The following is a 22827-nucleotide window of genomic DNA, read 5'->3' as shown; positions in this document are numbered from 1 at the left end:
TTCGCCGTGGAATACACAATCATTGCAATCACCCTGCTGGTGGCGCTGTTCGCGCTGCTCGGCGGCGGGGTCTGGGTGGCCTTGTCGCTGCTCGGGGTCGGCATCATCGGCATGGAGTTGTTCGGTGGCGCACCTGCCGGCTCGATCCTCGCCTCCAGCAGCTGGACGGCCAGTGCCAGTTGGACGCTGACGGCGCTGCCGCTGTTCATCTGGATGGGCGAGATTCTCTATCGCACCAAGCTTTCGGAAGACATGTTCAAAGGGCTTTCGCCCTGGGTTCGCGGGCTGCCGGGCCGGCTGCTGCACGTCAACGTGCTGGGCTGCGGCATCTTCGCCGCGGTCAGCGGCTCGTCCGCCGCCACGGCGGCGACCATTGGTCGTATCTCCCTGCCCGAGCTCAAGTCGCGCGGCTACCCGCAAGGCATCTCCATGGGCTCGTTGGCGGGTGCTGGCACCCTGGGCCTGCTGATCCCGCCGTCGATCATGATGATCGTCTACGCGGTAGGCGCTCAGGTTTCGGTTTCGCGCTTGTTCATCGCCGGCATCCTGCCCGGCCTGCTGCTACTGGCGATCTTCTCCGGCTACCTGATGATCTGGTCGAAGATCAACGCCGACCAGTTGCCTGCGCAAGAGCCGGCCCTGCCGCTGCGGGAAAAACTGCGCCGCGCACGCCTGCTGATTCCCGTGGTGGTGCTGATCGTCTCGGTGATCGGCTCGATCTACAGCGGTATCGCCACCGCCACCGAGGCCGCCGCGCTGGGCGTGGTCGGCGCGTTGCTCATCGCCCTGTACTCGCGCTCGCTGACGCTGGATACCTTCATGTCGAGCCTGCTCGGCGCGGTCAGCACCTCGTGCATGATCTTCTTCATCCTGCTGGGCGCAGCCTACCTGACCGCGGCGATGAGTTTCACCGGGCTACCGACGGCGCTGGCCGACTGGATCATCGCCAAGCAGATGTCGCCTTATGTGTTGCTGCTGGCGCTGATGGTGTTCTTCGTCATCCTCGGCAGTTGCCTGGACGGGATTTCGATCATCCTGCTGGCCACCGCGGTGATTCTGCCGGCCGTTCAGGCGGCGGGTATCGATCTGCTGTGGTTCGGCATCTTCATCATCCTCACCGTGGAGATGGCGCAGATCACCCCGCCGGTGGGTTTCAACCTGTTCGTCATCCAGAACCTCACCGGCAAGGACATGTGGACGGTGGCCAAGGCCAGTTTCCCGTTCTTCCTGCTGCTGGTGTTCATGGCCATCATCATCACCCTCTTTCCTGAGATCGTCCTGGTGCTGCCGCAGGCCATGACCGCCGCTTGACGGGATAGCGCTGCCGTTCTCTCCATCAAGGCCCCACACAGCATGCTGTGTGGGGCCTTGTTACATTCACAGGGCCCTGGTGAACGAAAATGTCGCCGCGTCGCAAGCGCTGGCGCATGCACTGTCGTTAAGCTCAGGCGGCACTTATGACCAGCGAGTCATCGTTATGGCGTTTAGGTAAGCCCGGTCTAAGGTTGAACTAGGACATGGAACACGAATCGCACATACCAAGCCCATAGACGGAGCATAAACATGGCGTTCTTCACCGCGGCCAGCAAAGCCGACTTTCAGCATCAACTGCAAGCGGCCCTGGCGCAGCATGTCAGTGAGCAGGATCTGCCACGAGTGGCCCTGTTCGCTGAACAGTTCTTTGGCATCATCGCCCTCGAGGAACTGACCCAACGGCGTCTTTCCGATCTGGTCGGTTGCACCCTTTCTGCCTGGCGCCTGCTGGCCAATTTCGATCCCGCCCAGCCCCAGGTTCGTGTGTTCAACCCCGATTACGAAAAGCATGGCTGGCAAAGCACTCACACCGGCATTGAAGTGCTGCACCCGGACATTCCGTTTCTCGTCGATTCCGTACGCATCGAGCTCAAGCGCCGCGGTTACAGCATCCATACCCTGCAGAACAGCGTGCTCAGCGTGCGCCGCGATCCCCAGGGCGCATTGATCGATCTGCTGCCCAAGGGCAGCACCGGCGAAGATGTCAGCCGGGAATCGTTGATGTTCCTGGAAATCAACCGTTGTGCCAGCAACGCCGAGATCAAGTCGCTGCAGAAGACCCTGCTCGAAGTACTGGAAGAAGTCCGCCTGAGCGTTGCCGATTTCCAGCCGATGAAGGCCAAGGCCCAGGAACTGCTGAGCAAACTGGGAGAGGGCACCCTTGGCCGCGGTCAGACCGAAGCCGCCGAGCTGGACGAGATCAAGGTGTTTCTCGACTGGCTGCAGGACGACCACTTCACCTTCCTCGGTTACGAGGAGTTCACGGTTCACGACGATGCCACTGGCGGTTATCTGCAGTACGACGAAAGCTCGCTGCTGGGCCTTTCCAAACGCCTGCGCAGCGGCCTAAGCAAGGACGATCTGCACATCGAACCCTACGCGCTGGCCTACCTGCGTGAGCCGAGCCTGCTGTCGTTCGCCAAGGCGGCGCAACCAAGCCGCGTGCACCGCCCGGCCTACCCGGATTTCGTCTCCATCCGTGAAATCGACGGCGAAGGCAAGGTGGTCAAGGAGTACCGTTTCCTCGGCATCTACACGTCCACTGCCTACAGCGAAAGCGTGCGCGAAATTCCCTACATCCGGCGCAAGGTCGCCGAGGTGGAGAAACGCTCCGGCTTCATTTCCCAGGGCCACCTGAGCAAGGAGCTGGTCAAGGTTCTCGAGGTGCTGCCGCGCGACGATCTGTTCCAGACCCCGGTAGACGAACTGGCCAGCACGGCGCTGTCGATCGTGCAGATTCAGGAGCGCAACAAGGTGCGCCTGTTCCTGCGTTTCGACCCCTACGGCCGTTTCGTCTACGCCCTGGCGTACGTACCGCGCGACATCTATTCCACCGAGACTCGCCTGCGCATTCAGCAAGTGCTGGTCGATCGTCTGCAAGCCAGCGATTGCGAGTTCTGGACCTACTTCTCAGAGTCGGTGCTGGCCCGTGTGCAGTTCATCCTGCGCGTCGATCCGAAGACCAAGCTGGATATCGATCCGCAGCAACTCGAGCGCGAAGTCATCCAGGCCTGCCGCTCCTGGACGGACGATTACGCTGCCCTGATGGTGGAGAGTTTCGGCGAGGCCAAAGGCACTCGCGTGCTCACCGACTTCCCCAAGCATTTCCCGGCCGGTTACCGCGAGCGCTTCCCGGCGCACTCGGCCGTTGTCGACATGCAGCACCTGCGCAGCCTCTCCGAGGAGCGCCCGCTGGTCATGAGCTTCTACCAGCCGCTGGTACCGGGTGAGCGTCAACTGCACTGCAAGCTGTATCACGCCGATACGCCGCTGGCGCTGTCCGACGTGCTGCCGATCCTGGAAAACCTCGGCCTGCGTGTGCTCGGCGAATTCCCCTATCGCCTGCAGCACCAGAGTGGCCGCGAGTTCTGGATTCATGATTTCGCCTTCACTTACGGCGAAGGCCTCAAGCTCGATATCCAGCAGCTCAACGACACGCTGCAGGACGCCTTCGTGCACATCGTACGTGGCGATGCCGAGAACGATGCCTTCAACCGACTGGTGCTGACGGCCGGTCTGCCGTGGCGCGATGTCGCGCTACTGCGTGCCTATGCCCGTTACCTGAAGCAGATCCGCCTGGGCTTCGACCTTGGCTATATCGCCAACACGCTGCTCAACCACGCCGATATCGCTCGCGAGCTGGTGCGTCTGTTCAAGACGCGCTTCTATCTCGCCCGCAAACTCAGCGACGATGATCTGCACGACAAGCAGAACAAGTTGGAACAGGCCATCCTCGGGGCGTTGGACAACGTCGCGGTGCTCAACGAAGACCGCATCCTGCGTCGCTACCTGGATCTGATCAAGGCGACTCTGCGTACCAACTTCTATCAGCCGGACGCCCAGGGCGAGGCGAAGCACTACTTCAGTTTCAAGTTCAATCCGAGCGCGATTCCCGAGCTGCCACGACCAGTGCCGAAGTTCGAGATCTTCGTCTACTCGCCGCGGGTCGAGGGCGTGCATCTGCGCTTCGGCACCGTCGCCCGTGGTGGTCTGCGCTGGTCCGACCGTGAGGAGGATTTCCGCACCGAAGTGCTTGGCCTGGTCAAGGCGCAGCAGGTCAAGAACGCGGTGATCGTGCCGGTCGGTGCCAAGGGCGGTTTCGTGCCGCGTCGTCTGCCGGTGGGTGGCGGTCGCGACGAAATCCAGGCCGAGGCCATCGCCTGCTACCGCATCTTCATCAGCGGGCTGCTCGACATCACCGACAACCTCAAAGAAGGCGAGGTGGCGCCACCGGCCAACGTGGTACGCCACGATGCCGATGACCCCTATCTGGTCGTCGCTGCCGACAAGGGCACCGCGACCTTCTCCGACATCGCCAACGGCATTGCCGGCGAATACGGCTTCTGGCTGGGCGATGCATTCGCCTCCGGCGGTTCGGCCGGTTACGACCACAAGGGCATGGGCATCACCGCCAAGGGCGCCTGGGTTTCCGTGCAGCGGCATTTCCGCGAGCGCGGCATCGATGTACAGAAAGACCTGACTACAGTAATCGGTATCGGCGACATGGCCGGCGACGTATTCGGCAATGGCCTGCTGCTGTCCGAATCGCTGCAGATGGTCGCCGCGTTCAACCACCTGCATATCTTCATCGACCCCAACCCGGATGCGGCGCGCAGTTTCGTCGAGCGCAAGCGTCTGTTCGACCTGCCACGTTCGAGCTGGGCCGATTACGATACCTCGCTGATTTCCCAGGGCGGCGGCATCTTCCTGCGTAGCGCCAAGAGCATCGCCATCAGCCCGGAAATGAAGGCCCGCTTCGATATCCAGGCCGACAAGCTGGCGCCCACCGAGCTGCTCAACGCGCTGCTAAAGGCGCCGGTGGATCTGATCTGGAACGGCGGCATCGGTACCTACGTCAAGTCGAGTCGCGAGAGCCATGCCGACGTCGGCGACAAGGCCAACGACCTGCTGCGTGTCGACGGCCGCGAACTGCGCGCCAAGGTGGTGGGCGAGGGCGGTAACCTGGGCATGACGCAACTGGGTCGTGTCGAGTTCGGCCTCAATGGCGGTGCCAGCAACACCGACTTCATCGACAACGCCGCTGGCGTGGACTGCTCCGACCACGAGGTGAACATCAAGATCCTGCTCAACGAGATCGTCACCGCCGGCGACATGACCGGCAAGCAGCGCAACACGCTGCTCGCCGAGATGACCGAAGACGTGAGCAATCTGGTGCTGGGCAACAACTACAAGCAGACCCAGGCACTGTCGCTGGCCGAGCGCCGTGCGCGCGAACGTCAGGGTGAATACAAGCGTCTGATGGCGGCAATGGAGGCCTCCGGCAAGCTCGACCGCGCACTGGAGTTCCTGCCCACCGAAGAGGAGCTCAATGAGCGCGCCATCAAGGGCCAGGGCCTGACCCGCCCGGAGCTCTCGGTGCTGATTTCCTACAGCAAGATCGAGCTGCAGGAGTCGCTGATCAAGTCCGGTATCGCGGATGACGATTACCTGGCCCGCGAGATGGAAACCGCCTTCCCGCCACGGCTGGCTCAGCAGTACGGCGAGGCCATGCGTCGTCACCGCCTCAAGCGCGAGATCGTCAGCACGCAGATCGCCAACGATCTGGTCAACCACATGGGCATCACTTTCGTGCAGCGCCTCAAGGAGTCCACCGGGGTGGGTTCGGCCCAGGTGGCCGCTGCCTACGTAGTGGTGCGTGACGTGTTCCATCTGCCGTTCTGGTGGCGGCAGATCGAGGCCCTGGACAACCAGGTGCCTGCCGATCTGCAACTGACCATGATGGACGAGTTGATGCGCCTCGGTCGTCGTGCCACCCGCTGGTACCTGCGCAGCCGCCGCAATGACCTGGATGCTGCCCGCGACGTCGCCCACCTCGGCCCACGGGTCAAGGCCCTGGCCATGCGCCTGGACGAGTTGCTCGAAGGGCCGGCTCGCGATCAGTGGATGGCCCGCTACCAGACCTACGTCGAAGCCGGTGTGCCGGAGCTGCTGTCCCGGGTGGTCGCGGGAACCGGCCACCTGTACACGCTGCTGCCGATCATCGAATCGGCGGATCTCACCGGCCGCGAGCCGACCGAGGTGGCCTCGGCATACTTCGCCGTGGCCGATGCCCTGGATCTGTCGTGGTACCTGCAGCAGATCAGCAGCCTGAGCGTGGAAAGCAACTGGCAGGCCCTGGCCCGCGAGGCATTCCGCGATGACCTGGATGCCCAGCAACGGGCGATCACGGTATCCGTGCTGCAACTGGCAGGCGGGCCGGAGTCGATCGAGGAGCGGGTCGAGGCGTGGCTGGAGCAGAACCGCCGTCTGGTCGAGCGCTGGAAAGCCATGCTCGCCGAGCTGCGTGCAGCGTCGGGTAGCGATTACGCCATGTACGCCGTGGCCAATCGCGAGCTGAGCGATATGGCGCAGAGCCAGCTACCGGTATTGCCGGCTTGATCGGCTAGGTTGCAGTGAGAAAGGAAAACGCCCCGACTGGTTCGGGGCGTTTTTTTATCTCCGATTCCTAAGATCGCATCGCCCGCAAACAGGCTCCTACACGCGGGTGGAGGGTTCACATGATCCCGTAGGAGCCGGGGGCGCCTAGCCCTTGCCGGCGATTGGTGGCCACGCCTCGGATTCGGCCGAATACCTGCAATCGCATCGCCCCGAGGTCGGGGCTCCTGCTCTGGTCGGGGAGAGCCACAATCAGCGACGTTTCATGGCTTCAACTGCAGGCCTTCGAGCAGCGCCTTGTGGAAGCGCTCGGGTTCCTGAATCTGTGGCGAGTGGCCAAGATCCGGGAAGGTCACCAGTGTCGCGTCGGGGATACGTTTCGCTGTCGCCGGGCCCAGCGCCTTGTAGTCGCCCAGCCTGCTGCGCATCGCTTCGGGGGCTGCGTCCTTGCCGATGGCGGTATTGTCCTTCTCGCCGATCAGCAACAGCACGGGCATCTTCAGGTTGGCGAATTCATAGACCACCGGCTGGGTGTAGACCATGTCGTAGGTCAGGGCCGAATTCCAGGCGACGATTTCCTTGCCGTCGCCTTTGAACATGCCTGCCTGCATATCCACCCAGCGGTCGAACTCGGGGCGCCACTGGCCGGCGTAATAGGTGTTCTTCTGGTAGTTGCGGCTGGCTTCGGCGGTGGTCTTCAGCTCGCGCTGGTACCACTGATCCACGCTCAGGTAGGGCACGCCGAGGGTCTTCCAGTCTTCCAGGCCGATTGGGTTGACCATCGCCAACTGCTCGACCTGTTCGGGGTAGAGCAGGGCATAACGCGTGGCAAGCATGCCGCCCATGGAGTGGCCCATGACCGTCACGCGCTCGATACCCAGTTGCTCCAGTAGCGCATGGGTGTTGCCCGCCAATTGCTGGAAGCTGTACTGGTAATGATCGGGTTTGCTGGATTTGCAGAAACCGACCTGATCAGGCACCACGACGCGGTAACCGGCTTCGCTCAATGCCGCGATGCTGCCTTCCCAGGTCGCGCCGCAGAAATTCTTGCCGTGCATCAGCAGCATGGTTCGGCCGTTGGCTTTTTTCGGCTGCACGTCCATGTAGGCCATCTGCAGCGAGCTGCCTTGGGAGTCGAAGGTGAAGCGCTTGATCTCGTATGGGTAATCGAAGCCTTGCAGTTCCGGGCCGTAGCTGGGCGTTCCGGCAGCCAGGGCTGGCAGGCTGCCAGCGATCAATAACGTGGCGAGGGCTATGCGCACAGGGGATGCTCCAGACGATAGGGGGAATAAAGACTGACAGCAATGCGGCGGTGACATTGCTGGCAAGTCTTTACAAAAGCTGTCTGGTTGGCGCTTTTCAGTCTAATTCGCGGATATAACGCAGCATGTCCGGGGCGCCGGCCTGACACAACCCTTCCCCCAGGGCTGAGGCTTGCGGCGAATGCTTGGGCAGCAGCAGAAACTCGGGAGAGTCAGGCGTGCGCAGCAAGCTCAAGCGGGCGTAGGGAATATCGTGATCCATCAGCAACTGCATGAAGCCGGCGTCGCTCCAGGCCGCGCAGGGCATGGCCAGGGCGTGGTAGTGCTGCTCCAGCTCGCGCAGGCCGTTTGCACTGACGCGGTAGTGGGTAATGTCCGCCGGTAGGCTGATTTCCAGCCCGCGCAGTCGTGCATAAGCCACGGCGCTGGCGAATGCTTCAGGATGCTGCTCTCCAGCCCAGAACAGGCGCTCGCCACGCCACTGCGCCTGATAAAGCTCGAGGTGCTGGTCAGGGAAATCGGGCAACGCCTGACTCAGGACTTTCACGAAGTCTCTGTAGCTGATGATGCGGATCTGCCGGCAGGCTTCACTGGTGGCGTAATCCTCGAAGCTGGCGTGGCGGTCATCGCAATGAACCAGGCTGTCGACCTCGCGCAGGTCGAGCTTTTCCACTTGCCGGTGCTCGACCTCGATCAGGCCGGTCAGCGCCGCGTGAGCCTCGGCCTTGTCTTCCTGTACCGGGCCGGACAGGGCACTACGGGGCAGATCCTTGAGGCGTTGCAGCGGCGGGCCGTCGAGCCAGCAAAGGTTGTCGGCGAAAGTCGGGATGGCGGCGAAGGGCAGGCGCAATTGGCTGGCGCGTTCGAAGATCGGTTTGCAGCCACGGCCAAGCAGACCCACGCGCTGGGCCAGGGCGGTCAAGCGTGAGGTAAGTGGGCTGGGCTGTTCAGGCAGGCTCATGGTAACTCGCGGACGTCGGTATGCCCGCTGCAGTGTGGCAGAGCTGACAGCGTCTTGCACGGATCGTATCGAGGGAGCGTCGAGCCTGGTGCTGCAATGCCAAGTGGCAGTGCGCCTCTCTGGTGGCACTGTGGCAGAATCCGTTCATTCATTTGCAAGGGAGCCTCCATGGCCAGCCTGGTTCTGGATATCGCGTTATCGGCAGAGCGCCTGCGGGTGGTCTATTCGGGGCGGGCAAATCGCATTCAGGCACTCAGTCGCGATGGTCGGCGGGTAAGCATTCCGGCCCATCATTTTCGGCCGTTTCTGACTCATGAAGGTATCTATGGTTCCTTCGAGCTGCAATTCAACGGCGAAGGTGAGTTGCTCTCCCTGCGTCGCCTGCCTTAGGGTCTGTTGACGCGGCAACGCGGCTTGTGCTGAAACGTCAACAGACCCTAGGCCTCGCTAGGTGGACGTCTGGGCGGCTATAATTCGCGCCTTTCGATTTCGCCACTGACGAGCTGAGCCTGCCCATGTACAACCTGGCCCGCGAGCTGTTGTTCAAACTGTCCCCGGAAACCTCCCACGAGTTGTCCATCGACCTGATCGGCGCGGCCGGCCGGCTGGGCCTTGCCGGGTATCTGAGCAAGGCGCCGAACAGTCTGCCGGTGACGGTGATGGGCCTGCAATTCCCCAACCCGGTTGGTCTGGCCGCAGGCCTCGACAAGAACGGCGATGCCATCGACGGTTTCGCAGGGCTGGGTTTCGGTTTCGTCGAGATCGGCACGGTCACGCCGCGTCCGCAGCCAGGCAACCCCAAGCCACGTCTGTTCCGTCTGCCCGAAGCCGAGGCGATCATCAACCGCATGGGGTTCAACAACCATGGCGTCGATCATCTGCTGGCTCGGGTGCAGGCCGCCAGGTTTCGCGGTGTGCTGGGCATCAACATCGGCAAGAACTTCGATACGCCGGTCGAGCGGGCGGTAGACGATTACCTGATCTGCCTGGACAAGGTCTACGCCCACGCCAGCTACGTCACGGTCAACGTCAGTTCGCCGAATACGCCGGGGCTGCGCAGCCTGCAGTTCGGCGATTCGCTCAAACAGTTGCTCGATGCTCTGCACGAGCGTCAGAGCGCGTTGACCCTGAGCCATGGCCGCCGAGTGCCCCTGGCGATCAAGATCGCGCCGGACATGACCGACGAGGAAACCGTTCAGGTCGCGGCTGCGCTGCTGGAAAGCGGTATGGATGCGGTCATCGCCACCAATACCACCCTGAGCCGTGAGGGGGTCGAGAACCTGGCGTTCGCCAACGAGGCCGGTGGTCTGTCGGGGGCGCCGGTGCGTGACAAGAGCACCCATACGGTCAGTGTGCTGGCTGGCGAGCTGGGCGGGCGTCTGCCGATCATCGCCGCTGGCGGTATCACCGAAGGGCGCCATGCCGCGGACAAGATTGCCGCGGGTGCGAGCCTGGTGCAGATCTATTCCGGTTTCATCTACAAGGGGCCGGTGCTGATTCGCGAGGCAGTGGATGCGATTGCCGCGGCGCGGCGCTGAGAAGGGGAAATAAAAAGGGCTCCCTTAGGGAGCCCCTGGGCTTGCGCCCGCCGCTCGGATGGAGCGTGCTTGGTGAAGTCGGTAGGTCCCTGGTTTAGCCGACAGCTCGAAGTTCGTTGAGTCGATGGATACCGGCGGTGCCGGTCAAGCCGTCCCAGTTGTCACCGCGGCCTTCACGCCAGCCATTGAGCCAGGCCTGACGCACGGACGGAAGGGTGAAAGGACACAGCTCGCGGGATTTGCCACTAATACCGTACTGATAGCCGCGCAAAAAAGCTTTTTCTAACGGATCACGCTTAAGTCTTCTCATAGGGTGTTGCCCTCACTTGTTGACTGTTATGTCCCGTAGACCTCTGGGAGGTCAGGCAGAAGGTTCTGCCGCGGAGTCCGCTGCCGGCGTCGCGAGCCTCCTGTGCCATCGTCGTTGCGACGAAAGCCTGGGTAGATTTCTATCGAATGCATGAACCTGTGTGAATGATCGATTTGTCATAAGGACGTAACGCTTTTGCGGGTGAGGCCATAAGCTCGGTGTGATTTTTTATCGAGCTTGGGCAGAAGTCGCGCTAACAGGGGCTTTGCGCGTCGCTTGCTGGTGTTTCGCCATGTGAATGGCTATCGATTACACCCGCTATTTATTCCGACGAAGGGTCGCTTTGCGACTTTTTGTCACTTATTTTGGTTGTGCCTTCTGCTGCGGCCAACCCATTACTGCCTTTTGGCACTGGATCTCTGATGTCGGACGATAACGAACTCTTCCTCACTTGCCCCAAGGGGCTCGAAGGCCTGCTACTCGAGGAAGCCAAAGCGTTGGGCCTGCAACAGGCCCGTGAGCACACCTCGGCAATCCGCGGTGTGGCCAGCATGGAGACGGCTTATCGCCTGTGCCTGTGGTCGCGTCTGGCCAACCGGGTGCTGCTGGTGCTGGCGCGTTTTCCGGTGCGTGATGCGGAGACCCTGTATCAGGGCGTGCTCGACGTCGACTGGTTCGAGCATCTGCAGCCGAGCGGCAGCCTGGCCGTGGAGTTCAGCGGTAATGGTTCGGGCATCGACAACACCCATTTCGGTGCGCTGAAGGTCAAGGACGCCATCGTCGACAAGCTGCGCCAGGCCGACGGCACCCGCCCATCGGTGGACAAGATCAATCCGGATATGCGCGTGCATCTGCGCCTGGATCGCGGTGAGGCGATACTGTCGCTGGATCTGTCCGGCCACAGCCTGCATCAACGCGGTTATCGTCTGCAGCAGGGCGCCGCTCCACTGAAGGAGAACCTGGCCGCCGCGGTGCTGATCCGCGCCGGTTGGCCACGCATCGCCGCTGAAGGTGGCGCGCTGGCTGATCCCATGTGCGGTGTGGGTACCTTCCTGGTGGAGGCGGCGATGATCGCTGCCGACATCGCGCCGAACCTGACTCGCGAGCAGTGGGGCTTCAGCAACTGGCTCGGGCATGTGCCGGCCACCTGGAATCGTTTGCGCGCCGAGGCCGAGGAGCGTGCTGCTGCCGGTCTGGCCAAACCGCCGCTGTGGATCCGCGGTTACGAAGCCGACCCGCGGCTGATCCAGCCTGCCCGCAACAACATCGATCGGGCCGGGCTGAGCGACTGGATCAAGGTCTACCAGGGCGAAGTGGCGACCTTCGAGCCGCGGCCTGACCAGAACCAGAAAGGTCTGGTGATCAGCAACCCACCCTACGGCGAGCGCCTGGGCGATGAGGCGAGCCTGTTGTACCTCTACCAGAACCTTGGCGAACGCCTGCGTCAGGCCTGCATGGGCTGGGAAGCCGCGGTATTCACCGGTGCGCCCGACCTGGGCAAGCGCATGGGTATCCGCAGCCACAAACAGTACGCGTTCTGGAACGGCGCCTTGCCGTGCAAGCTGCTGTTGATCAAGGTGCAACCCGAGCAGTTCGTCACCGGTGAACGTCGCACGCCCGAGCAGCGTGAGCGGGAGCGCGAGCAGAACGAACTGCAGGCCGAAGAGCCGAAGCTCAACCGCAACGGCAATCCGATCAAGCCGGCAGCGGCTCCAATCGAGCAGGCACGTTTGAGCGAAGGCGGGCAGATGTTCGCCAACCGTCTGCAGAAGAACCTCAAGCTGCTGGGCAAGTGGGCGCGCCGCGAAGGCATTGACTGCTATCGCCTGTACGATGCCGATATGCCCGAGTACGCCCTGGCCGTCGATCTGTATCACGATTGGGTGCACGTGCAGGAATATGCTGCGCCGCGTTCGATCGACCCGGAAAAGGCCCAGGCTCGCCTGTTCGATGCGTTGGCAGCCATTCCCCAGGCGCTGGGCATCGACAAGAGCAAGGTGGTGATCAAGCGCCGCGAGCGGCAGAGCGGCACCAAGCAATATGAAAGGCAGGCCGCGCAAGGTCAGTTCATGGAAGTGAAGGAGGGCGGCATCAAGCTGCTGGTCAACCTGACCGACTATCTGGATACCGGGCTGTTTCTCGACCATCGTCCGTTGCGCCTGCGCATTCAGAAGGAAGCGGCGGGCAAGCGTTTCCTCAACCTGTTCTGCTACACCGCCACGGCCAGTGTGCATGCAGCCAAGGGCGGTGCGCGCAGCACCACCAGCGTCGACCTGTCGAAGACCTATCTGGACTGGGCGCGGCGCAACCTGTCGCTCAACGGGTTTTCCGACAAGAACCGCCTGGAACAGGGCGATGTGATGAGCTGGCTGGCTGATGATCGTGGCGAGTACGAGCTGATCTTCATCGACCCGCCGACCTTCTCGAACTCCAAGCGCATGGAAGGTGTGTTCGACGTCCAGCGTGACCACGTGCAACTGCTGGATCTGGCCATGGCGCGTCTGGCGCCGGGTGGCGTGTTGTACTTCTCCAACAACTTCCGCAAGTTCCTGCTCGACGAGCAGTTGCCGTCGCGTTACCAGGTGGAAGAGATCACGGCGGCGACCCTCGATCCGGACTTCGCACGCAACGCCAAGATCCATCGCGCCTGGAAGTTGATGGCCAAATAACCGGCAGCCGAGCCGTCGCGTCACCCATCTGCGGCATTAAGGCGGTAGCGGACGTAGGCTGGGCTTCAGCCCAGCAAATCAACTGTCCACTACCGCCTTTGACCAGCTCTACAGCCAGGTTCAGGGCTTGGCCGCGATCCTGGGCTGCTTGTATAGGTCGAGCAGCACCTGATCGAGGATCGCCGAGGCGCCCCAGGGTTTCGGGTCGTTGAGGATCGCCACCACGGCCCAGCTGTTGCCATTGCTGTCGCGGCTGAAGCCGGCGATGGCGCGCACGTTGTTCAGGGTGCCGGTCTTGATGTGCGCCTGGCCGGCCATCGGTGTGTTGCGCAGGCGTTTGCGCATGGTGCCGTCCAGCGCGACGATCGGCATGGAACTGATGAACTCGGCGGCGTAGGGACTCTTCCAGGCGGCTTCCAGGATGCGGCCCATTTCTCGAGCGCTCAGGCGTTCCGCACGGGACAGCCCGGAGCCGTTTTCCATCACCAGTTGCGGCGCGGTAATGCCCTTGCGTGCCAGCCAGGCGCGGATCACCCGCTGCGCGGCGTGCGCATCGTCGACATCCGCTTCGTTGCGGTTCTGCGCGCCGATGCTCAGGAATAGTTGCCGGGCCATGGTGTTGTTGCTGTACTTGTTGATGTCGCGGATGACTTCCACCAGATCGGGCGAAAAGGCACGCGCCAGCAGGCTTGCGCTCTTGGGCACATCGGCCTGGCGGTTCTTGCCCATGATGCTGCCGCCCAGCTCCTGGAAGATGGCGCGCACGGCACCTGCGGCATAACCGGGATGGTCGAGCAGCGACAGATAGGTCTGGGCACTGCAGCCATCCATCAACTGGCCGGTGACGATCACCCGCGTACCGTCGAACTCTTTCACGGGGTTGTAGCGTACGTCCGGCCAGGCCGGGCATTTACCGGCCTTGAGTACCTTGACCTGGTTGTCCATGGTCAGGCCGGTCAGGGGTGGTTCGGCGGCAACGGTGACCTTGCCGCTCTCGGCGCGGGCGATGAAGCGCAGGGCCTTGAGGTTGACCAGCAGCGAGTCGGGCGTGACCAGATAAGGCTTGTTGGCATCGCCGCCATCGTCGTCGAAGGCCGGCAGATCCGGTTGCACGAAATAGCTGCGATCGAGCACCAGGTCGCCGGTTATCTGGCGTACGCCGTTGGTTCGCAGGTCACGTAGCAGCAGCCAGAGTTTTTCCATGTTCAGCTTGGGATCACCGCCGCCCTTGAGGTACAGATTGCCGTTGAGCACACCGTCCTTGAGTTGGCCGTCGGTATAGAACTCGGTTTTCCACTGATAGGTCGGGCCAAGCAGCTCCAGCGCGGCGAAAGTGGTCAACAGCTTCATGGTCGAAGCCGGATTCACCGAGACGTCGGCATTGAATAAGGTGCCATTGCCCGGGCCGGTCAACGGCAGAGTGACCACCGACAATGACTGCTGGCCGATCTTGTTGGCGTTGAGACTCTTGACCACGCTTTCGGGGAGATTGGCGTTGATTGCCGCATGAGTGGGCAGGGCGGCGGGCAGTACGAGGCAGGCGAGGGCCAAAGGGCGGAGGATGCGTAGCCTCCGTACGGCGGGTACAACGGAAAATCGCATTACGAGCTCCCAGGGTGGTTTGGGACAATGCTGCGCATTATGCCCGATGGCCGAGCCGCCAGGGCCGCGATTGCGGGTTTTTGTGCCCCGCCATCCCTGGCGGGCACCCTGCGGGCCGTCGCAAGCGACGTCAAAAATCACTCCCGGCGATTTTTTGTGCCTCGCCATCCCTGCGGGTCGTCTTGGGCGACGCCAAACCTCGCTCCCGGCGATTTTTCGTCGGCTGACGGGCATCGCGGCCGCTAAGCTGGTAGAGTGCCGCGCGTTATCACTCTGCAAGGATTTTTACCCATGGCTACCAATCGTTCCCGTCGTCTGCGCAAGAAACTCTGTGTGGACGAATTCCAGGAGCTGGGTTTCGAGCTGAACCTGAACTTCAAGGAAGACCTGAGCGACGAAGCCGTCGACGCCTTCCTCGATGCATTCCTGAGCGACGCCATGACCGCCAATGGTCTGGGCTATGTCGGCGGTGACGACTACGGTCTGGTATGCCTGTCCAAGCGCGGTTCGGTCAGCGAAGAGCAGCGCGCCGCGGTCGAAGCCTGGCTCAAGGGCCGTTCGGAACTGGTCGATTTCAGCGTCAGCCCACTGCTCGACGTCTGGTATCCGGAAAACGAGATCAACTCGGCTTCCTGATTCCTGTAAGGGCCTCGTTCGAGGCCCTTTTCATTCTCGGGCTCTGTCCTGACGACTCTCCAGATGCCGCGCGGTAATCGCTGCCACGGCCTCGCTGAATGCCACGCACTGTTCGCTACGGATGCCTGAATGGCCGTCCAGCAGCTCTTCGCCCTGGAGCAACACGAACATGCCGAGCAATTCGCCTTGCCGATCACGCAGGGCAATGGCCACCAGGTTCACCCGGGGTGTACCGAGCGTGTTGAGCAGTGGCTGAAAATCGCCGGCCTTGTCGAAGCCCAATGACAGTACCGCGGTGTCTTGATCCAGCGCCTGGCGCAACCATGCCGTCGAGTCGCTGCCATCCAGCGGCTGGTCGTGCAGGTCGCTGGCGCGCAGTGTGCCGCCGATGCTTTCGAATTCCACCGTATGCGCTCGCAGGCGGTTGTCTTCGACCAGGTAGACGAGGCTGGCCTGGGCATGAACGACCTGCAGGGTTTGCCGCGTTATCCACTTCAGCAGCGCCTGAACGCTCGGTTGGTGCCCCAACTCGGCGATGATGTTCTGGTAGTGGGTCAGGGCCCGATTCATCCGTGCCATGGCCTGGGCCAGGCAATCCACTTCCAGCACCGAGGAACGTACGCCGCCCGCCGCGACGAAGTCGAAACGCGCCATCGCTTCGGTCTGTTCCTGCAGTGCAGAGAGCGGGCGGGTGATGCAGCGCGACACCAGCCAGCCGATGGGCAGGCACAGCAGCAAGGTGGTCAGGGCGAGCAGCGCGCCCTGCCAGCGAATGCGATAGGCGTCGGCGAGCAGTTCGTCTTCGGGCACCAGCAGCGCCAGGTACAGGCCATCGGGCCCGCCTTCGCTGACGTGGCTGCGCGAGACCACCCAGCGGCGCTTGTTCAGTGCTTCGATGCCCTGTTGATTGTGCCCGGGCGTCAGCTCGTGCAGCGCGCCGGCCAGCTCCGGCAGCAGTTCGGTCACCGGTTTCAGCCTGGGTTCGGGCGCATGGCTGAGCAGGCGTTGGCTGTCGGGGTAGGCCACGGCCAATCCTCTGGCATCGAATAGCACCACCTCGCTGCTGGGTGTGATCTTGTGCTTTATCAGCGTGGCGGAGAGGTCTTCCAGGGTGAGGTCTGCCGCTATCACCGCTTGCTCGCCGACTGCGTTGGCCAGTGTGGTGCCGATCACTCCGGAGGAAAAGAACACATAGGGCGTGGTGACTACGGTGCCATTCTGGCTGAGGGCACGGCTGTACCATTCGCGCATCCGCGGATCGTAATCCTGATTGCCTAGCGAGCGCTGTTCCAGCAGATTCAGAGTGTCGTCGAAGAACAGGTATTCACCTGTCCGGTAGGCGCCTCGCTGCTCGATCGACCAGATCTGCAAGGCGGCGCCTTCCGGGGCCTGAAACTGTCGCTGGATGGTTCGGTTGCGCAGGGCGCGCACCATGAAGAAGTCACCATCCCGATAGCCGAGAAACAACGAGGCCAGCTTGGGGTTATCGCGCAGGGCCTGGGCGAAGGGCGCAAGAAGCGCCAGACGCGCCTGCAGATCATCGCTGCGGGTGCCTTCGGCGAAGGCCAGCACACCGAGCAGATGATGAATGGGTTGGTAGGTGGCGCTGATGTCGCGCTGCACATCCTGCTGGATGTGGTCGAACAGGGTGGCACTGCTGGAGAAGATGATCGCCGTGGTCTGGCGATAGTTGAAGATGCCCAGCGCACCGCCGGCGAGTAGCAGCATCAGCATGAACAGCACACTGATATGAACGTGCAGGGGGAGCCTGCGTTCTCCGCGGCGAAAGCTGCTGGGCATCGCGCGTCGCTCCATGGTTGCGCTATTCACGGGCCAGCATAGTCAAGCGTTTACGGCTCTGTCGACTCTTATGAAGGCACTTTGTCATTATTGCTGGGTGGTCGCCGTTCTGCCGCCATGCGATTGTCCAGCCATTGTTGTAGACCGTGCATCAGCAGGGCGATGAACAGGGTCAGCAAAATGCCGAGGGTGACGTTGAACAGGCGTACCTGTGGTAAATGCCAGTCTCTGGCCAGGCTCTCTGCCAACAGCACGAAGCACACCGTGGTCTGCAGCACGAACAGGCCGTAGTTGTTGGCCTGCAGCGCGCGGCTGATGGTAATCAGCGGCAGCATGATGGCCACCATCAGTGGCGGACTCTGCAGGCTGTTGCCAAACAGGATCAGCAGCCCGGCGGCGCTCAGGCTGGCCATGCTCGCTTGCAGGGCGCGCACCAGGCTGCCCCTGAATTCCAGCTGAAGCGTGGTGACTACCGCAAGCGTCAGCCAGTAGCCACGTTGCAGATGCGCCAGGTTGACGATCAGGCCGGCGAGCGATACCGCCATGGTGCAACCCAGGGCGTACAGCCACCATTGCTGGCTTGACTGGCGACGAGCATGGCGGCGCAGTACCTTGAGCAGGCTCACCAGGCGTGGCATGTACGGCCACATGCGCAGGCCGTGAACGCCACGCAGGCCGAAGGCCAGGAGCATCACCCACAGCCCGCCGAGAATGAACAGCATGGCGATGGCGCAGGGATTGTTCAGGTTGCTGCTGCCGTATTGACCTTGCCCCAGACACAGGCACACGGTGAGGCCGATACCCAGCTTGCCTGCCTCGGTGCCGTAACGCTGCAACCAGGCCAGCAGCAGACCGAAGCATGCGAACAGCGACAGGCTGATGAGTGGGTGCGTCGCCGACCAGAAGCCCAGGCCGGCGCTGCAGGCGCCCAGCCCGGTGAGCAGCAGCATGCGCAACATGCCGAAGCGGTGCAGGGGGTTGGCCTGGGCGGCCTGAAAGGCGCCGACCGAGGCCCAGAGAAAGCCCGGATGCGCGCTGAACAACCCCAGCAGCAATGGCAGGGCACAACCCAGACCCGCCACTACGGCCGGGCCCCAGGCGGGTGGCCCGGCATGCCAACTGAACAACTGTCTGAAAACCTGGCGCATGGTCAGACCGGGCTCGAGCGACCGGTCATTTCGCGGGCCATTTCGGTGGCGTAGCTATCGGTCATGCCGGCGATGAAATCGATCATCCGCAGGAAGGAACGGTACAGCGGCCAGTTCGGGTCGGGCGCGTTGGGGCCAAGCAGGTCGAGAATACGGCGGTTCTTGAACGAAGGCGTGCGTCCGCCATGCTGTTCCAGCGCCGCACCGCAGAAAGCATTCAGCAGGATTTCCAGAGTGGTGTAGGCGCCGATCTCGTGGAGGGTCTTGCGCTTGTCCTGGAAGATCTTTTCCCGGGCCATCGCCTTGGCGGCCTGTACGCAGTCCTTGGCCGGGCCGTGCATGTGCTCGACCAGATCGCCTTCCAGGGTGCCCGCCAGCAGTGCGGACTGCTGCTCGACGAAGGCGTGAGCGGCGGAGTTGGTCAGGTGCTCGATGGCCTTGCCGCGCAGGATCGCCAGTTTGCGTCGGCGCGAATCGTTGGGGCCCAGTTGACGGTAGGTTTCCGGCAGATCATCGCCGACCAGATCGAGTAGCAGCGACTCCACTTCGGCGTAGTCGAGCAACTCCATTTCCAGGCCGTCTTCCAGATCGATCAGCCCGTAGCAGATGTCGTCTGCCGCCTCCATCAGGTAAACCAGCGGATGACGCGCCCAGCGCTGTTCTTCGAGTTGCGGCAGGCCGAGCTTGCTGGCGATCTGTTCGAGCAGTGGCAGCTCGCTCTGGTAGCAACCGAACTTGTGCTTCTTGTAGCCCAGGGCTTCCGCATGGCGGGAAGTCCAGGGGTACTTGAGGTAGGCGCCGAGGGTCGCGTAGGTCAGCCGCGTGCCGCCATCGAACTGGTGGTACTCCAGTTGGGTGAGCACACGAAAACCCTGGGCGTTGCCCTCGAAGCTGAGGAAGTCGCCGCGTTCGGCATCGCTCATGGCGTCCAGCCAACCACGCCCGGCCGCTTGCTGAAACCAGTGGCGAATGGCGTCTTCACCGGAATGGCCGAATGGCGGATTGCCAATGTCGTGAGCCAGGCAGGACGACTGCACCACCATGCCCAGGTCGCTCGGCTCGCACCAGGCCGGCAGTTCGCCGCGCAGCATCTCGCCGACGCGCATGCCCAGGGAGCGGCCGACGCAGCTGACTTCCAGCGAGTGGGTCAGGCGCGTGTGGATATGATCGTTGCTGGATACCGGGTGCACCTGGGTCTTGCGGCCCAGGCGGCGGAAGGCACCGGAGAAGATGATCCGGTCATGATCCTTGTGGAACGGGCTGCGGCCCAGCTCATCGGCGCTGGACGACGGTTTGCCGAGACGTTCACGGGTGAGCAGGGTTTGCCAGTCCAAGCGGGGTTCCTTTGCCGGCGACGGCGATGCGTCTCGTTGGGCGGGCCTGCGCGGGCGCTCATCGGCGACCGGCACGCGTTTCAATCGCTAGCTTCCCTGTTCGACGCGGCAACTGCAAGGCTGTTATTGCTGCAGATCCCGCAGGCGCTGCTGCAGGCGATTGAGATAGCCCATTTCGAAGGCCTGGCGGGCACCGTCAGGGTCGTACAGGGCTCTGGAGTAGGCCAACTGGCGCCATAGCTGGCGGGAATGGGGATCGTTGCACCAGTCGTCGGCATCGCGCATGCCCTCATCGACGATCGGCTGCAACGCCAGCGGGCAGTCCAGGACGATCGCCGATTGGCTACCGAACGATGGGATACTGGCCAGGCGGTTGTTCATGGGCGCTCCTTGCCTGCGAGTGATCTGAGTTTCTGCAGGTCGACGAGCACATGACCGGCGAGCCGTATCACTGGCAGCGTCCCGTCGTCTATCCAGGCCTGCACGCGCTCCGGGTATTCAGCCAGGCCGATCAGTTCGGCAAGGCGGCCGGGGGTGACGTAGCGAGGCGAGTCGAGCAGGGGAGAGAGGTCGAGTTCTTCCACTTTGATTCTGCTTCCTGCAACATGGACGGCTCCGTAGAATCATCCGCTGGACGATCAAGGCTGCGGGTAGTGTTAATCACTAAATATTAGTATGTCAATGCGTTTGAGCGCGTGACGCTTGATGAGAGTTGAGCCATGTCCAATAAGCGCTTTCTGTTCACGGCTGGCGAGCGCATGCGCGGGCTGCGTGAATTGATGGGGTTGAGTCGCAAGGCTTTCGCCGAAATCGTCGGTATGCCGCCCAAGCGTGTCGAAAATATCGAGAACGGCTGGCAGCGCATGCATGACGAGGACTTCCAGCGGGTCTGTAGTCAGTTCGAGGACTTCAGTCGCTGGATCTCATATGAAGGGCCGATCGACTCCGTCTCGCTGAAATTCAAGGTGGCGGATTCCGCGCAGAAGGCCGCTGTCTACCTCGTGCAGCACAATCCCGAACTCCTGGAAGGCAGTGGCATGGACTTGCAGCAATGGCAACAACGTCACCGTGATGTTCTGCTGGAGATCGACCGGCAGGCCAATGCGGCAGCCTCGGATCCCGACCCGCAGTGACTAGGCCGCATCCTGCTGGAGTGGCTGGTTACAGCCAGTGAGCGTCGATATCGACCAGTAGCAGGCGCGTGCCATTGTCGATGAATTGCCCGGCGGTCAGGCAGTACTGGTTACTGGTGGCGTCGCGGTAGGTGCTGGAAAGGATCAGGCGGCGCTCTTCCCAGCCTTCGGCCAGCAACTGATAGAAATACGGGCGCCATGACCAGTTATGACCGAGGTAACGGGGATCGGCCTGCCACGCGCCGTCACGCCATTCCAGATTGGGGGTGATCTGCGTGCCGTGTTGGTCGCACTGGTACAGGCGTAGCAACCAGGGGTAGGCAGTGGGTGCCGCAAGCGCTGCCAAGCCGCTTTCCAGGTTGTCTTTAAATTGTGCGAACAGCTCGGCGAGTTGTCGGCGCAAGCCCATCAGGCGGGCTCGCTCGGTCAGTTTCTGCTGCACATACTGGTCGCGCAGGCTGGCGAAGCGTTTGACGAAGGCATCGTTCTGGAAGAACTCGAGTTCCGGCTGCGCAAACAGGTAGCCTTGCACATAGCGGGCTCCGCACTCGAGGGCGAAATTCAGTTCGGCATTGGTTTCCACGCCCTCGGCGATGATCCAGCAGCCGGTCTTCTCAGCCATCATTGCCAGGGCCTTGACCACTTCACCGCTGGGGCCGCCACGGGCGGCTTCCTGGAACAGGCGCATATCCAGTTTGAGGATGTCGGGTTGCAGGGCCAGCACGCGATCGAGTTGTGAATAGCCGGCGCCGAAGTCATCGATGGCGATGCGTGCGCCAGCTTCCCGGTAGCGGGCTACCACGCCGGGCAGGCGCAGGCTTGCCCCGCCCAGTTCGGTGATCTCGAAAACCACCCGCCTGGGATCGATACCGCTACGCTCGAGTTGCCTGAGGCTTGGCAGCGCCTGCTCGGGGCGCAAGCGACTGATCCAGCGTGGCGAGATATTCAGGCTCAGGAACCATTGCGGTGGGGCGTCATGAAAACGCATCAGTGCCTGTTCGCGGACTTCCCGATCAAGTCGGCGCAGCGCAGTTGGCGGGGTTTTCGGATCAGCGAACAGCGGCCCTGCCGAGTGCAGGCGACCTTGCGCATCGCGCAGACGAGCCAGTGCCTCGACACCGGCGATCTGGCCGGTGGCCGTATCGATAAAAGGTTGGAAGACGGCGAGCGGTTGACCGTCGAGCACCGAACACATCCTTAGTAAGAGAACGGTAATGCCGGGGAGATATCCGGCTTGTAGTCGTTCCGTCTAGCAAGAATGTAGCCAGTATCAGGTCTCGCCTGGCTCGGATGATGGCGTTTCGCCTTTAGTGCGTGAGTTGCGTTTTCTGAGGATCGGAAAGGCGACCAATGCCATGCGCAGCCAGCGACGCCACTGGCCGCCGCGCATACCCAGCACCGTCAGCACGAAGGCACCGCCTGTGATCCAGATGGGTGCGTTGCTGTCTTTCAGTTCCTGGCGCCAGTGGCGGCCGAAATCCTTGGCTTTGTGCAGCGGCTGCAGCATGACCATGGTTTCGTGGCGAATTTCCTGGCGGTGCATTTCCAGGCGCAGGCGCAGCATGGTTTTACGCAATTCCTGCGTGGAGGTCTTCGAGGTGGGACGGCTCATGGCAGCAGTTGCTCCCGGTCGCGGGCCAGCTCTTCGAGGCTGGCGCTGAAAGGTGCGGGAGCGTTACGCATGCGCTGTATCAGGGTGGCAGCGCAGACCAGCAATCCCGCCCCGTAAACCAGGCAGAGCAGGGAGATGACCAGAAAGCGATGGTTGTCCCAGAAGGCGATCAACAGGGCGGCGGAGAGGCCGATGATCAGCAGCAGTCCGAACAATACACTCAAGCCAGTCAGGATCAGCAGGGTTATGGTGCGCGCCTGCTGTTCCCGAATCTCTTCACTGAACAACGCCACATGGCCATGAACCAGCCCGAGCAGGGCGCCGGCCAGGCGCCGCGGCGAAGGGCCGCGGCTGGGAGGTGGTGCTGTCTGGCTGTCATCCATGTGCTGTCCT

Annotated in this window: 19 protein-coding genes; 7 read left to right on the top strand and 12 right to left on the bottom strand. The window is 62.4% G+C overall.

The window, feature by feature from the left end:
* The first annotated feature begins 6 nt into the window (after positions 1–6).
* A complete protein-coding gene (locus tag DNK10_RS14955) occupies positions 7–1311 on the top strand; it encodes a TRAP transporter large permease (protein ID WP_131192102.1) in 1305 nt (434 codons plus the stop codon).
* A gap of 252 nt (positions 1312–1563) precedes the next feature.
* Positions 1564–6432 (top strand): NAD-glutamate dehydrogenase, encoded by a 4869-nt coding sequence (locus DNK10_RS14950; protein ID WP_131192101.1) that lies wholly within the window; start codon positions 1564–1566, stop codon positions 6430–6432.
* Positions 6433–6692: 260 nt separating this feature from the next.
* Here DNK10_RS14950 and DNK10_RS14945 read toward each other — a convergent pair whose 3' ends face one another.
* Together DNK10_RS14945 and DNK10_RS14940 are read right to left on the bottom strand one after the other, a co-directional pair.
* Positions 6693–7691, bottom strand: a complete 999-nt coding sequence (locus tag DNK10_RS14945; RefSeq protein ID WP_425273855.1) for an alpha/beta fold hydrolase — start codon at positions 7689–7691, stop codon at positions 6693–6695.
* Positions 7692–7788: 97 nt separating this feature from the next.
* Positions 7789–8652, bottom strand: coding sequence for a DUF6685 family protein (locus DNK10_RS14940; RefSeq protein ID WP_131192099.1), 864 nt, complete (start codon positions 8650–8652; stop codon positions 7789–7791).
* Positions 8653–8820: 168 nt separating this feature from the next.
* Here DNK10_RS14940 and DNK10_RS14935 point away from each other — a divergent pair, with 168 nt between their 5' ends.
* Positions 8821–9042, top strand: a complete 222-nt coding sequence (locus DNK10_RS14935; RefSeq protein WP_131179133.1) for a DUF2835 domain-containing protein — start codon at positions 8821–8823, stop codon at positions 9040–9042.
* A gap of 125 nt (positions 9043–9167) precedes the next feature.
* Positions 9168–10190: a quinone-dependent dihydroorotate dehydrogenase gene (locus DNK10_RS14930; RefSeq protein WP_131192098.1), complete on the top strand. Its 1023-nt coding sequence runs from the start codon at positions 9168–9170 to the stop codon at positions 10188–10190.
* 94 nt (positions 10191–10284) lie between these two features.
* Here the strand turns inward: DNK10_RS14930 and rmf are convergent, their stop codons facing one another.
* Positions 10285–10500, bottom strand: a complete 216-nt coding sequence (gene rmf, locus DNK10_RS14925) for a ribosome modulation factor (protein ID WP_073268316.1) — start codon at positions 10498–10500, stop codon at positions 10285–10287.
* A 422-nt stretch (positions 10501–10922) separates the two neighbouring features.
* On the opposite strand from rmf, the gene rlmKL reads away from it, so the two are divergent.
* Positions 10923–13169, top strand: coding sequence for a bifunctional 23S rRNA (guanine(2069)-N(7))-methyltransferase RlmK/23S rRNA (guanine(2445)-N(2))-methyltransferase RlmL (rlmKL, locus tag DNK10_RS14920; protein WP_131192097.1), 2247 nt, complete (start codon positions 10923–10925; stop codon positions 13167–13169).
* A 120-nt stretch (positions 13170–13289) separates the two neighbouring features.
* Here the strand turns inward: rlmKL and dacB are convergent, their stop codons facing one another.
* Positions 13290–14771, bottom strand: coding sequence for a D-alanyl-D-alanine carboxypeptidase/D-alanyl-D-alanine endopeptidase (gene dacB / locus DNK10_RS14915; protein WP_131192096.1), 1482 nt, complete (start codon positions 14769–14771; stop codon positions 13290–13292).
* Between the two features lie 291 nt (positions 14772–15062).
* On the opposite strand from dacB, the gene DNK10_RS14910 reads away from it, so the two are divergent.
* Positions 15063–15407: a YggL family protein gene (locus DNK10_RS14910; protein WP_042555721.1), complete on the top strand. Its 345-nt coding sequence runs from the start codon at positions 15063–15065 to the stop codon at positions 15405–15407.
* 30 nt (positions 15408–15437) lie between these two features.
* Here DNK10_RS14910 and DNK10_RS14905 read toward each other — a convergent pair whose 3' ends face one another.
* The 5 genes from DNK10_RS14905 to DNK10_RS14885 form a co-directional block, all read right to left on the bottom strand.
* Positions 15438–17207, bottom strand: coding sequence for a PDC sensor domain-containing protein (locus DNK10_RS14905; protein ID WP_165495991.1), 1770 nt, complete (start codon positions 17205–17207; stop codon positions 15438–15440).
* Between the two features lie 68 nt (positions 17208–17275).
* Positions 17276–18355 (bottom strand): FUSC family protein, encoded by a 1080-nt coding sequence (locus DNK10_RS14900; RefSeq protein ID WP_131192094.1) that lies wholly within the window; start codon positions 18353–18355, stop codon positions 17276–17278.
* Positions 18356–18357: 2 nt separating this feature from the next.
* On the bottom strand, positions 18358–19689 hold the full coding sequence (locus tag DNK10_RS14895) for a deoxyguanosinetriphosphate triphosphohydrolase (RefSeq protein WP_131179126.1): 1332 nt from the start codon (positions 19687–19689) through the stop codon (positions 18358–18360).
* Between the two features lie 123 nt (positions 19690–19812).
* Positions 19813–20070, bottom strand: coding sequence for a LasR-specific antiactivator QslA (locus tag DNK10_RS14890; protein ID WP_131179125.1), 258 nt, complete (start codon positions 20068–20070; stop codon positions 19813–19815).
* The gene (locus tag DNK10_RS14885; protein WP_242674652.1) at positions 20067–20273 is read right to left on the bottom strand and encodes a DNA-binding protein; all 207 of its coding nucleotides are present in this window, start codon (positions 20271–20273) and stop codon (positions 20067–20069) included. The genes DNK10_RS14890 and DNK10_RS14885 overlap by 4 nt, the downstream gene beginning before the upstream one ends.
* 135 nt (positions 20274–20408) lie before the next feature.
* Here DNK10_RS14885 and DNK10_RS14880 point away from each other — a divergent pair, with 135 nt between their 5' ends.
* Positions 20409–20822, top strand: a complete 414-nt coding sequence (locus DNK10_RS14880) for a helix-turn-helix domain-containing protein (protein WP_131179124.1) — start codon at positions 20409–20411, stop codon at positions 20820–20822.
* Positions 20823–20850: 28 nt separating this feature from the next.
* Here the strand turns inward: DNK10_RS14880 and DNK10_RS14875 are convergent, their stop codons facing one another.
* The 3 genes from DNK10_RS14875 to DNK10_RS14865 all read right to left on the bottom strand — a co-directional run bounded on the left by DNK10_RS14875 (position 20851) and on the right by DNK10_RS14865 (position 22817).
* A complete protein-coding gene (locus DNK10_RS14875; protein WP_131192093.1) occupies positions 20851–22008 on the bottom strand; it encodes an EAL domain-containing protein in 1158 nt (385 codons plus the stop codon).
* 84 nt (positions 22009–22092) lie between these two features.
* Positions 22093–22434: a hypothetical protein gene (locus tag DNK10_RS14870; RefSeq protein ID WP_131192092.1), complete on the bottom strand. Its 342-nt coding sequence runs from the start codon at positions 22432–22434 to the stop codon at positions 22093–22095.
* Positions 22431–22817 (bottom strand): phage holin family protein, encoded by a 387-nt coding sequence (locus DNK10_RS14865; protein WP_131192091.1) that lies wholly within the window; start codon positions 22815–22817, stop codon positions 22431–22433. Before DNK10_RS14865 ends, DNK10_RS14870 begins: the two co-directional genes overlap by 4 nt.
* Between the last annotated feature and the right edge of the window lie 10 nt (positions 22818–22827).

Source organism: Phytopseudomonas daroniae, from assembly GCF_004327275.1.
Classification (GTDB): domain Bacteria; phylum Pseudomonadota; class Gammaproteobacteria; order Pseudomonadales; family Pseudomonadaceae; genus Aquipseudomonas; species Aquipseudomonas daroniae.
Note: the sequence above shows the minus strand (reverse complement) of the source record. Positions and strands in the feature narration are given on the sequence as shown.

Coding starts and splice junctions, on each gene's coding strand:
- DNK10_RS14950 (WP_131192101.1), top strand. CDS start 1,564: ATGGCGTTCTTCACCGCGGCCAGCAAAGCCGACTTTCAGCATCAACTG.
- DNK10_RS14940 (WP_131192099.1), bottom strand. CDS start 8,652: ATGAGCCTGCCTGAACAGCCCAGCCCACTTACCTCACGCTTGACCGCC.
- DNK10_RS14935 (WP_131179133.1), top strand. CDS start 8,821: ATGGCCAGCCTGGTTCTGGATATCGCGTTATCGGCAGAGCGCCTGCGG.
- DNK10_RS14930 (WP_131192098.1), top strand. CDS start 9,168: ATGTACAACCTGGCCCGCGAGCTGTTGTTCAAACTGTCCCCGGAAACC.
- rmf (WP_073268316.1), bottom strand. CDS start 10,500: ATGAGAAGACTTAAGCGTGATCCGTTAGAAAAAGCTTTTTTGCGCGGC.
- rlmKL (WP_131192097.1), top strand. CDS start 10,923: ATGTCGGACGATAACGAACTCTTCCTCACTTGCCCCAAGGGGCTCGAA.
- dacB (WP_131192096.1), bottom strand. CDS start 14,771: ATGCGATTTTCCGTTGTACCCGCCGTACGGAGGCTACGCATCCTCCGC.
- DNK10_RS14910 (WP_042555721.1), top strand. CDS start 15,063: ATGGCTACCAATCGTTCCCGTCGTCTGCGCAAGAAACTCTGTGTGGAC.
- DNK10_RS14905 (WP_165495991.1), bottom strand. CDS start 17,207: ATGCCCAGCAGCTTTCGCCGCGGAGAACGCAGGCTCCCCCTGCACGTT.
- DNK10_RS14900 (WP_131192094.1), bottom strand. CDS start 18,355: ATGCGCCAGGTTTTCAGACAGTTGTTCAGTTGGCATGCCGGGCCACCC.
- DNK10_RS14890 (WP_131179125.1), bottom strand. CDS start 20,070: ATGAACAACCGCCTGGCCAGTATCCCATCGTTCGGTAGCCAATCGGCG.
- DNK10_RS14880 (WP_131179124.1), top strand. CDS start 20,409: ATGTCCAATAAGCGCTTTCTGTTCACGGCTGGCGAGCGCATGCGCGGG.
- DNK10_RS14870 (WP_131192092.1), bottom strand. CDS start 22,434: ATGAGCCGTCCCACCTCGAAGACCTCCACGCAGGAATTGCGTAAAACC.
- DNK10_RS14865 (WP_131192091.1), bottom strand. CDS start 22,817: ATGGATGACAGCCAGACAGCACCACCTCCCAGCCGCGGCCCTTCGCCG.